Origin of the sequence: Mucilaginibacter sp. (assembly GCF_036383575.1) — a bacterium.
Taxonomy (GTDB): Bacteria; Bacteroidota; Bacteroidia; order Sphingobacteriales; family Sphingobacteriaceae; genus Mucilaginibacter.
Genome location: NZ_DASVOB010000772.1, coordinates 1 through 10,400, shown reverse-complemented (window position 1 = coordinate 10,400; position 10,400 = coordinate 1). Strand labels below are relative to the sequence as shown.

At 42.9% G+C, this 10,400-nt stretch carries 6 protein-coding genes and 1 pseudogene; 5 read left to right on the top strand and 2 right to left on the bottom strand.

Annotated features, from left to right (window positions below; all coding sequences use genetic code 11):
• On the bottom strand, positions 1-943 hold a 943-nt coding region (locus VF500_RS27445; RefSeq protein ID WP_330862720.1), incomplete at its 3' end, for a response regulator.
• Positions 940-2,127, bottom strand: a complete 1,188-nt coding sequence (locus VF500_RS27440) for a PAS domain-containing sensor histidine kinase (protein ID WP_330862719.1) — start codon at positions 2,125-2,127, stop codon at positions 940-942. The genes VF500_RS27440 and VF500_RS27445, both read right to left, overlap by 4 nt.
• A 186-nt stretch (positions 2,128-2,313) precedes the next feature.
• On the opposite strand from VF500_RS27440, the gene VF500_RS27435 reads away from it, so the two are divergent.
• The 5 genes and pseudogenes from VF500_RS27435 to VF500_RS27415 form a co-directional block, all read left to right on the top strand.
• On the top strand, positions 2,314-3,555 hold the full coding sequence (locus VF500_RS27435; RefSeq protein ID WP_330862718.1) for a YdcF family protein: 1,242 nt from the start codon (positions 2,314-2,316) through the stop codon (positions 3,553-3,555).
• Between the two features lie 95 nt (positions 3,556-3,650).
• Positions 3,651-4,529 (top strand): hypothetical protein, encoded by an 879-nt coding sequence (locus tag VF500_RS27430; protein WP_330862717.1) that lies wholly within the window; start codon positions 3,651-3,653, stop codon positions 4,527-4,529.
• Between the two features lie 382 nt (positions 4,530-4,911).
• Positions 4,912-8,202: a TonB-dependent receptor gene (locus VF500_RS27425; protein ID WP_330862716.1), complete on the top strand. Its 3,291-nt coding sequence runs from the start codon at positions 4,912-4,914 to the stop codon at positions 8,200-8,202.
• Between the two features lie 23 nt (positions 8,203-8,225).
• Positions 8,226-9,755 carry a RagB/SusD family nutrient uptake outer membrane protein gene (locus VF500_RS27420; RefSeq protein ID WP_330862715.1) on the top strand — a complete coding sequence of 510 codons (1,530 nt, stop codon included), beginning with the start codon at positions 8,226-8,228 and terminating at the stop codon, positions 9,753-9,755.
• A 56-nt stretch (positions 9,756-9,811) separates the two neighbouring features.
• A pseudogene (locus tag VF500_RS27415) lies at positions 9,812-10,400 on the top strand (alpha-mannosidase); the annotation flags it as partial.

Sequence of the window (10,400 nt, the reverse complement as noted above, 5' to 3'; positions counted from 1 at the left end):
TTACGGTCTCGGTAGCAACGCCGGCCATGGCTGCAAGGTCCTCGCGCGAAACTTTGAAATCGCCCCCCTGTTGTTTATACAGGCGCATCAGAGTATCGGCCATTCTTTTCCGTACCGAGTTATAGGCGAGCTGCAATAGTTGTTCTTCCCTGTCGCGGATATGGTTGGAGAGTAGTTTGATAAACTCCCGGGCAACATCAGGATATAAATTGAGCAGATTATCCAGCTGGTCTTTAGGGATCAGGCATAGCAGGCTATCTTCCATTGCAGTTGCCGTATCTGAATAAGGTTCGTTGGAAAGCATGGCATTCACGCCGAGGTATTCTTCGGCCGAGTGAATGGCAGTCATCAGCTCGCGGCCGTCGTTTGCCAGTTTAACCGTTTTTACCCTGCCATTCAGTATCAGGTACAATCCGTTCCCTTTATCTCCATCGTAATAAATAACCTGGTCTTTTTTAAACAGGCGGGCCTTGCGTTCGGCAATAACGCGTTTAAGTTCGGCAAGACCACTGTTTTTTGACACAATAGAATTTAAACTTTCAAGCGACTGGCTATAAAAGCTTTGCTGTGCGCTTTTTTTCCGAAGTCTGCTTTCAATGGCGCTTAACAGTTCGATATCGTCAAAAGGTTTGGTTAGATAGTCGTCCGCGCCCATTTCCATGCCTTTGCGCTGATCGATCCGTTCGGCTTTTGCCGTCAAAAATATGAAGGGGATAGTTGCCGTTTCCGGATTTTTGTTCAGCATGTATAAAACGCCGTACCCGTCAAGTTCGGGCATCATGATATCACAGAGGATCACATCAGGAAGGTTTTTAACGGCCAGTTCAACGCCGGTTTTTCCATTATCCGACTCAAACACAGTATAACCGGCCAATTCCAGTATTTCAACTACATTTTCGCGGATATCGGTATTATCTTCTATGATGAGGATCTTTTGGCTCATTGTGCAGGGAATGAAATGGTGAATGAGGTGCCTTCGTTTACATTGCTCTGGAAATCAACCTGCCCGTTCATGAGGGCAGCATATCGGGCTACGATATTGAGCCCTAAACCCGTGCCCGGAATATTGCCGGTATTATGCGCCCTGAAAAACGCCTCGAACAAATGCTTCTGATCATTTTCAGGGATGCCTATCCCGTTATCTTTTATAGTAACAGAGCATCCGGAAGCATTTATTTCGGTATTAAATTCGATAAAACTATTCTCTCCAGAGTATTTGATGGCGTTGGTAATAAGGTTGATAATGCAGTTCTTGAGCAGGTTGATATCAAGCTGTACCATGCTGCTGGTACCGGTATGCTGATAAAGGATATTTTGATCTTGCTTGGCCATCAACTGCATTTCCTCCGTAATTTCTTCGCCCAGCTTAACCAGGTCAAAAGTAGTGTATGAGGGCTCAACACGCCCGGCTTCCAGTTTTTCGAGCGAAAGGAAATCGTTCAGGATAGTGGTGAGGTTGCCCACCGCGTTTTTGATCTTATTAACATGCTTGCTGATCTGCGGGCTATGTATAGGCTCTGCATATTTATCAATAAGCGAGGCAGATAATTGAACGGCGCTTAATGGAGTGCGGAACTCATGCGATGCCATCGATACAAAGCGGCTTTTCAGTTGCCCCAGTTCCTTCTCTTTTTCGAGCGATTGACTTACCTCTTCTTTTGCTTTTTGCAACTCCCGGACAGACTGCTTTAACGACTGGGTACGTTCCTCCACTACTTCCTCCAAATGGGAGGCATATTCCTTCAGTTTGTCTTCGGCTTCTTTTTCGCGGCTCAGATCATGGATAAAGCCCGCATATATTTTACGCCCCGAGAAATTTACATCACTAACGCCAAGCCTGAAGGGGAATTGGGTGCCATCCTTACGCAGTCCGGTAACTTCGCGACCAATACCTATGATATGTGCCCTGCCTGTCGTTTGGTAACGATCAATATAATGGTCATGCTCCTGCTTGTAAGGCGGCGGCATTAATATCGATATATTTTTGCCGATGACTTCCTGCGGTTCATACTGAAAAAGTTTACATGCCGATGGGTTGATGGTTTCTATATTCCCCCGTTCACCAATGGTAATAATACCATCGATGGCGTTTTCAATAATGGCTTTTAATAAGGCGGCATTTTCCATAGGGGATATTCGGTAAAATTATCAGCTTTTACAAATATCAAAATTGACATGGACTATTTTGTCCTAAAGATGGTATATCTTAATTTAAATCAAAAATAGGCCTGTTTTGTAAGAGGAAAGTTACCGGCCGTTAACTTTGAGTTTATGTGCTTAGGCGTTATTTGCGCCTTGTTAAAAAACAGTTCAATGAAAAAACTCCTGCTACTAACAGTGCTTGGGTTGAGTGGTTTAAGCGTCTCTGCACAAACACCAGCCCCCGTTAAAAGTATCCCGACAGATTATGTAAAGACCAAAAACTACGGCCTGCTGACTTTGTTTGAACAGGATGCCGAAGTAAGCACTTTACTTAAAAATGATGCTGAACTGGCTCAACTTACCACGAAAAAACTAAGTGCCCTTTACACTTCCCTTACCGATTGTAAAGACGCATCATGTTTAATAGCTGCTGTAAAACTAACTGACGAAGACATCAAAAATGTAAGCGACCGCCTTACAGCTTTGTACAAAACAGGAAATGCTCTTGACAGGCTGGTTAAATCAAAGCTGATCCCCTCGGGCCAATACAGTTTGTATAAAAAACTATCGCCAGAGCAGTTGCTTGTAAGGGCATGGGAGCAGGATGCAGGCAGTATTAACTATACAATCGGGGTTTATGCCGAAGGTAAAAAGCCTAACTATCCGCAAATAGACTCCATCAGCTACAATGTTAAAGCCAGGGCGTATTATACGCTGATGTACGATGCCTCTGCAACATTGGCGGGTGATATTAAAGGTACAAAATTGTTTTTTGAACCGGCTATGCAGGCAGCGCTGCTTTACCTGCAAATAAACGAAAGGCAGGATCCCGCCAATTACGAGCCTATGGAGCTAAACGCCAACAAGGCTGCCGTAACCAGGATCAAAACCATTAAATGGGCCGACTATCCATACTCAAATATCCTTGTACCGGGCGCTGGCCCGGATAATTTAACATCGCCGCTAAGCGGGGAGGGGATGTTGCGCTGCAGGCTGGCGGTACAGGAGTACAAAGCAGGTAAAGCGCCGTTCATTATTGTATCCGGCGGTAAGGTGCATCCTTATAAAACAAAGTATAACGAGGCTGAAGAAATGAAGGTATATCTGCTGAAAACCCTTCACATACCCGAAAACGTGATCATCATTGAACCGCATGCACGCCATACTACCACCAATATGCGCAACAGTGCCAGGCTGCTTTATAAATATGGTATTCCTGCCGATAAGCCAGGCATTGTGGTAACCGATAAATCACAAACGGATTTTATTATGACCATGGATGCACGCTGCCAAAAGGAATTGAACTATGTGCCTTACAAATTGGCTAAGCGCAATTCTGAAACCGAAGTTGAATATTACCCGGTTGAAGAAGCCAAACAAATTGATCCGGATGAACCACTTGACCCTCGTTAATTATTATATAAAAGCTGAAAGCCGAACGCACAAAGCTTAAGGCTAAGGACTTGATTAATTACTTTATACGGAATTAATAGATTTTATATAAAATCATGCAAAAACTTACTTTAACAATAATAGCTGCTGTGTTAGGGATCGGCAGTATTACCACCGGGACAATTGATCATAAACTTAACCGCGCTATAACTATTGATTCGTTAGGCTCTTGCCAGGGCATCTCCTACCAAAATGGCCGCATATTTTTATACGGCGACAGGGAAGTAGGGATGATCCGCGAGTTTAAGCTGGAAAACGATAGCCTAATATATCAGCATAAAGAATATAAGCTAACCCAAAACGGTCAGGACGTTATTAACCATCCAACCGGTATAGCTTATAACAACGATAAGGGGCCAACTTTTATCGGTAATTCCATTCGTTTGAATGCTGCAGGTACCCAATGGAGAGCGGTAATTTATAACGTAAACTGGAAAGGCTTGCTTAAAACCTGCACACTAGACGGCAATTTGATCAACACCATTGAGGACGACGCATGTATCCAGGGTACCCGCCCCGAATATGTAAAATATGATAATAAGTGGTATGTAGCCACTGCCGATTATGGCGATCATGGCAACGAAGTGCGTTTATACGACCCCGAAAAGCTTGCTAAAGCTAAAAGCACCAAGGAGCCCGGCGTACTTTACAAAAAGTTTACATGCACACCATGGGTGCAAAACTTGTTTTGGAAGGCCGATAAAGGTGTTTTGGTGCTTATCCAAAATAAGCTTGAAGGCAGGCAGTGGCGGTTTACCTATGTCGATCTGAAAAAGTCAATAGAGGCTGGTAAACAAGTGGTGCTGAGCCAGGTTGACGGCATAGACAGGGGCGATGAACTGGAAGGTTTTTCGTTGCTTGGTGGTGATGAAAAGGGGATAGCCGTAACTTCATCACGCAAAAATAACGTGAATTTTACCACTACTTCATGGTAGTGTATATAAACTGACTAAAGAAAAAATGCCTGCAAACAGGCAGGCATTTTTTTATTTTTTGTTAATGTAAACTTAACACTAAGGTATCCTTTGGTTAAGATAGCTGGTTTAGCTTTGCTGTCATTATTACAATATTAACAACTCTGTATTAATATTATTTAATGATAACGCAATAATAATTATTAAATTATTAATTTCTTTTGCTTACGTCTTTAAAAATAATCGCCTATGTAACATTAACTTCAACTTAACATCGAGCTCGGCGATAAAACTAAGAACCGGTGAATGCGCTAACATCCACGCGGTCCGGGATTAATTGTCAAATAACTCAAAAGCGGTCCAAGGCTTAAAGTCATTTCTTTCAACAATCAATTTTAAAAGTATGAATAAAAAGATTATTCCAAATCTTTTGAGCAGGTTTTTTTTAATTCCTGTATTATTTTTACTGGTTTTGCTAAAACCTTTTATCTCAAACGCTTCGGCAAAAAATATAGTATTTAACGCCGCGAAGCAAATTACCGGTACAGTTACCGACGAAACCAACCTTCCTTTACCTGGTGTATCGGTTAGGATCAAAGGCTCTGACAAGGGCACTGCTACCAACACAAATGGTAAATATACCATCTCGGCCGAAGAAGGCGCCGTGTTGCTTTTCAACTTTATTGGTTATGAACAACTGGAAGTAACTGTTGGCAACTCATCAACTATTAACGTTAAGATGAAACCAAAATCAAACATGCTTAACGAGGTTGTAGCCATCGGTTACCAAACCATCCGTAAAAGTGATGTTACAGGTGCAATCGCCAGCGTAAAAGCCAGCGACCTTAACCTTTCTGCCCCTTCATTGGGTCAGGCCCTTGCTGGTAAGGTAGCAGGTGTACAGGTGTCTCAAACAAGTGGTGCACCTTATACAAGCACCAAGATCCGTGTAAGGGGTATTGGTTCGTTCAACGCCAGTTCTGATCCCTTATATGTAATTGACGGATATCCTGCAGGTAACGATATTTTCATAAACCCCGATGATGTAGAAAGCATCGACATTTTGAAAGATGCTGCCTCTGCCGCCATCTACGGTTCACGTGCATCGGGCGGTGTTGTATTGATCACTACCAAAAAAGGTAAAGAAGGCAAAGGCCGTTTTGAGTACGATGTACAAACCGGCGTTGATCAGCTTGCGCATAAAGTAAAATTACTTAATGCAGATCAGGCTGCGCTGTTGGTTATCGATGGTCGTAACAATGCTTACCATGACCTTTGGGTAAGTAATCCTGCCCACACCTGGAATGACGCCATGTACTCAGATGACAACAGCACCCGTGTTAAGAATGTTGGTAATAGCGGTAGTGTAAGTATCCCTAACGGTTTATATAATTTTGCTACGCAAACGCCAATTAAACAAACTGTAAATACCGATTGGCAGGACGAACTATACCATAATGTTATATTTCAGAAACATACTTTATCGTTTTCAGGAGCTTCAAACGGCGTGCGTTACTATGTAAGCGGAGCATATCAAAATAACCCTGGTATCGTGGTTTCAACTGGTCAGCAGCGGTATAACTTCCGTACCAATGTTGATGGTGATGTAAGCAAACGTATTCACATCGGTGCTAATATAGCATATACGCAAAATACAAACCAGGAAATACAGGAAGGCCGTTTTGATCATAGCCCAATTTTAGGCGCGTTGATCTATATGCCTTATTTACCTGCGTATAACGCTGATGGTTCATTACAAACCAACGTTGAGGCGGCTGGTTCATCACAATATGGTTACCAGGGCATCGAAAACCCTGTAGCGCTTGCCGAAAGGGTAAAAATTAACAGGAAAGGATATCGTGGCACTTACAATGTTAATGCTACCTATAACATTTTGCCAGAGCTTAACTTCAAAACTAATTTAGGTACCCAAACCTATACTGAAAAGTATGATTATTATTATCCAACTACCTTAAGTAGTGGTGCAAACCCTCCGGGATCAATACAATCTATCCAGGCAGCAAACGCCCTTGCTTCAGATCTGATCACGGTTGACAGGCTTGCTGAGTTTACCTTAAATTATAAAAAGGATTTTGGTAAGCATCATCTCGACCTGTTAGGCGGTTATACAGCTCAGAAAACAACTGATGATTTCCTGAGTGCGAAAGCAAACGGTTTCCAGAATGATAATATACCTGAGTTATCAAACAGAGGTGCATTACCGGCAAACTTTTATTACAATGGCACAAACGGCGTTTATAAAGATGCTTACACGTTATTGTCATACCTTGGCCGTGCCAGCTACAACTATGCAGGCAAATACTTTTTAACAGCATCATTCCGTGCCGACGGTTCATCTCGTTTTGGTCCTGCCAATAAATATGGTTATTTTCCTTCGGTAGCCGCAGGCTGGAATTTGTCAGACGAGTCGTTCTACCACAACTTCCTCGGTGAGCAGTCAACTGTTAAGATCCGCGCAAGCTGGGGTAAAAGCGGTAACTACAACATTGGTAATTACAATATCCAGCAAACTTTGGCAAGCCCTACAGGTGTTGTGCTTGATGGCAATAGCGCTGTTACAGCTACATACCCTAACGGTATCCAGGATAATACGTTAAGCTGGGAAACTACCTCGCAGTATAACTTTGGTACCGATATCGGCTTGTTCAACGGTCGTTTGCAAATCATTGCCAACTATTATCTAAGCTATTCATATAATTTGTTGTATAAACAGCCAATTTCGGCAATATCTGGCGCCACTACCATTTTAACCAACCTGCGCGATTCTAAGATCCGCAACAGCGGTATCGATTTGCAGTTGGATGGTAAAATCATTAGCACAAAAGATTTCACTTTTGGTGCAAGCGGTAATATTTCATTAAACCGTAATATGGTTGTTAAGCTGCCTGCTAAAAATACCCTGATCATTAATGGTGCTGAGCGTTCATACCTTACCAGCATTACCACACAGGGACAACCGGTAGGTATGTTTTATGGTTTCCAGGTTGGCGGCATTATCAATGCCTCAAACTATGGCAAAACCGCACCATCGGCTTCACAAACCAATCCTGCCAAAATTGGCGACCTTTGGTTTGTTGATACCAACAAAGATGGTGTTGTGAACGATGCCGATAAAACAGTTATCGGTTCGCCTTATGCTAAATTTACTTACGGCTTTGCCCTTAACAGTACTTACAAACGTTTTGACTTCGGTGCATCATTCAATGGTTCTTATGGTAATAAGATCCTTGACGGCCAGGATTACTACCTGTACAATGGGGAAGGTTCCGGTAACCAGTATGCTAACGTTGCACAGCGTTACCGTAACGAAGCTGACCCGGGCGACGGTTCATTTTACCGCGCTTCACGTGCAGGTACACAAAGTAACAGTACCCGTTTATCAAGTTTCTACCTGCAAAGCGGCTCGTACCTGCGTTGTACCAACCTTATGTTAGGTTATACATTACCTAACTTTTTACAGCAAACTTTAGGTTTGAGCAAGGCACGTGTATTTGCAAGTGTTGTAAACGCATTTACTATCACCAAGTACAAAGGCTATAATCCTGATGTTGATTATAACTATTCAGGCGCTGCTTCAAACAACACCCAGCCTGCCAACCTTGCTCCGGGTATCGATTATGGTACTTATCCGCTGGTTAGGTCATATAACTTAGGTGTTAATGTTACTTTTTAATGAATTTTTTAAGAGATACAGAGATGAATAAAAAATTTGTAGCCATTGCCTGCCTTGCAGCCGTAGTGGCAATAAGCCCGTCTTGTAAAAAAGACTTTTTAAATGAGAGTGACCCCAATGCCATAACGGTTGACGCCAGCTATAAATCCCCTAATGATGTGCTGTTGGCTGTTAATGGTATCTATCAATCATTGCGCAGCGGTAACAATGTTGGCGAAGGCAGCGATCTTTGGACTGATCAGCGGTCTGACGATACAGGTACCCAGGATAACCAATCAAACGCGGGTGAACCTTTTCAGTTTGGTAACTTTTCCATTTTGCCAAGTAATACTTATCTTAAAAGTCACTGGTCGTCATTATATACCACAATCAGCCGTGCTAATGTGGTGTTGTCACACATTGACCAGGTAACTTTTCCGGATAATAGTTTAAAATTAAGGTACGCTGCAGAAGCCAAGTTTTTACGGGCTTTTATCTATTTTGATTTGGTACGTACCTGGGGCGATGTGCCTTTGGTAACCGAACAATTAACATCGGCAGGTCAGGTAGCAACTAAAACATACCGCGAAAAACAAGCCGTTGTTTATCAACAGATAGTTGCCGATTTGACTGACGCTATTAACAGTCCGCTTCCAAATCTGCAAGCGCCAACCGGCCGTACATCAAAGGCGGCAGCTAACTTTTTGTTAGGCCAGGTATACCTCACCATGGCAACCACCCAGGATCAGGCAAGCCGTGCTACTAATCTGGCTAATGCCAAAACATACCTTATGGCTGCTTACAATATGCACACATTTGGTAATTTAAACACTGTACCTTATACAGATGTATTTAACGTAGGTAAAAAAACAACTTGTCCTGAGTTGATCTTTCAGATCGTCAATATCCAGGGCGATCAGACTTACAGTTCATCTATAGCGGCTAATTTCCAGGCTAAAGGTGAAACTATCAATTCAAGGGTAGTATCATCAGGTGCCGGATACAATGTTACGCATGACTTAATTAATGAGTACGAAACCGGTGATCCAAGAAAGGACTTTTCGGTGAAGTTTGCGAACGATCCAACTATACAGGATTGGTTTGTTACTAAATTCAGGGATAACAGCGATGGCGCAGGTGCTTTTGGCTGGGGTGGTAACGACTGGATCCTGATGCGTTTTGCAGATGTGATCCTTTCACTGGCGGAAGTAAACAATTACCTTGGCGATCAGGCTACCGCAACAAGCTTTTTAGACCAGGTGCGCACACGTGCCGGTATGCCAACTTATGCTGTATCAATGACCAATAGTGATTACGCTACCAAATATCCAACATTGAAACTGGCTATTTTGCATGAGCGTCGCGTTGAACTTGCATTTGAGCACCACCGCTGGTTTGACCTGCTGCGTACTTTTAACGATGCCGAATTGGTAGCTTACTTCAAAGCAAAAAAACAATCTGATTTTGGTTTGGCTTCATTGGCAAACTTTACTACTAAAGATCGTTATTTCCCAATTCCGTTTGATGAGTACAAGCTTGACCCTGTTAAGATGTACCAAAACCCGGGTTATTAATACCGATGTTACATAGAAGAGGAGGGGTCTAACCCCTCCTTTTTTTATTTTACGCCATGAAAACAACGTTCATTATTCTATCTGTTTTTACTTCATTATTTACCGGTTTCAGGGTTTCTTCCCAAACAAAAAAGTCGGCTGAAATTAGCCCTTCAAGCCAGGTAAACGTTTTTGTCGGTTCCTCCGGCGATCATGGGCAAATGTCGCCCGCGGCATCATATCCCTTCAGTATGCTGAGTATCGGGCCTCAAACTTATCCTAACCTGCACATGGGTTATGAGCATAAGGCCAAAGTATTTTTAGGGTTTACCCATAACCGCTTTGAGGGCGTGGGCTGCCAGGGTAGCGGCGGTAATATTTTGATCAAACCTTTTTTGGGCGATGACGCCAATACTTCTATTCTGAACAAAGTAACAGAACAGGCCGGGCCGGGATTTTACCAGGTAGCTTTCAGTAACCATATTGCAGCCAAAATAGCTGTTTGCCAAAACTCGGGTGTTGAAAGCTATAGCTTCCCGCAAGGTAAAAAAGGATTTTTTATTGATTTGAGCCATACGCTTGCCAACCGTTTTGTTGCCGAAGAGCATGAGTTCGGCAACAATGAAATAACCGGCTGGATCGACTCCAGAACCACTTGCAACGTGG

Excerpts from the sequence above, each read along its gene's own strand:
- VF500_RS27440 (WP_330862719.1), bottom strand. The coding sequence starts at position 2,127 with ATGGAAAATGCCGCCTTATTAAAAGCCATTATTGAAAACGCCATCGAT.
- VF500_RS27435 (WP_330862718.1), top strand. The coding sequence starts at position 2,314 with ATGAAAAAACTCCTGCTACTAACAGTGCTTGGGTTGAGTGGTTTAAGC.
- VF500_RS27430 (WP_330862717.1), top strand. The coding sequence starts at position 3,651 with ATGCAAAAACTTACTTTAACAATAATAGCTGCTGTGTTAGGGATCGGC.
- VF500_RS27425 (WP_330862716.1), top strand. The coding sequence starts at position 4,912 with ATGAATAAAAAGATTATTCCAAATCTTTTGAGCAGGTTTTTTTTAATT.
- VF500_RS27420 (WP_330862715.1), top strand. The coding sequence starts at position 8,226 with ATGAATAAAAAATTTGTAGCCATTGCCTGCCTTGCAGCCGTAGTGGCA.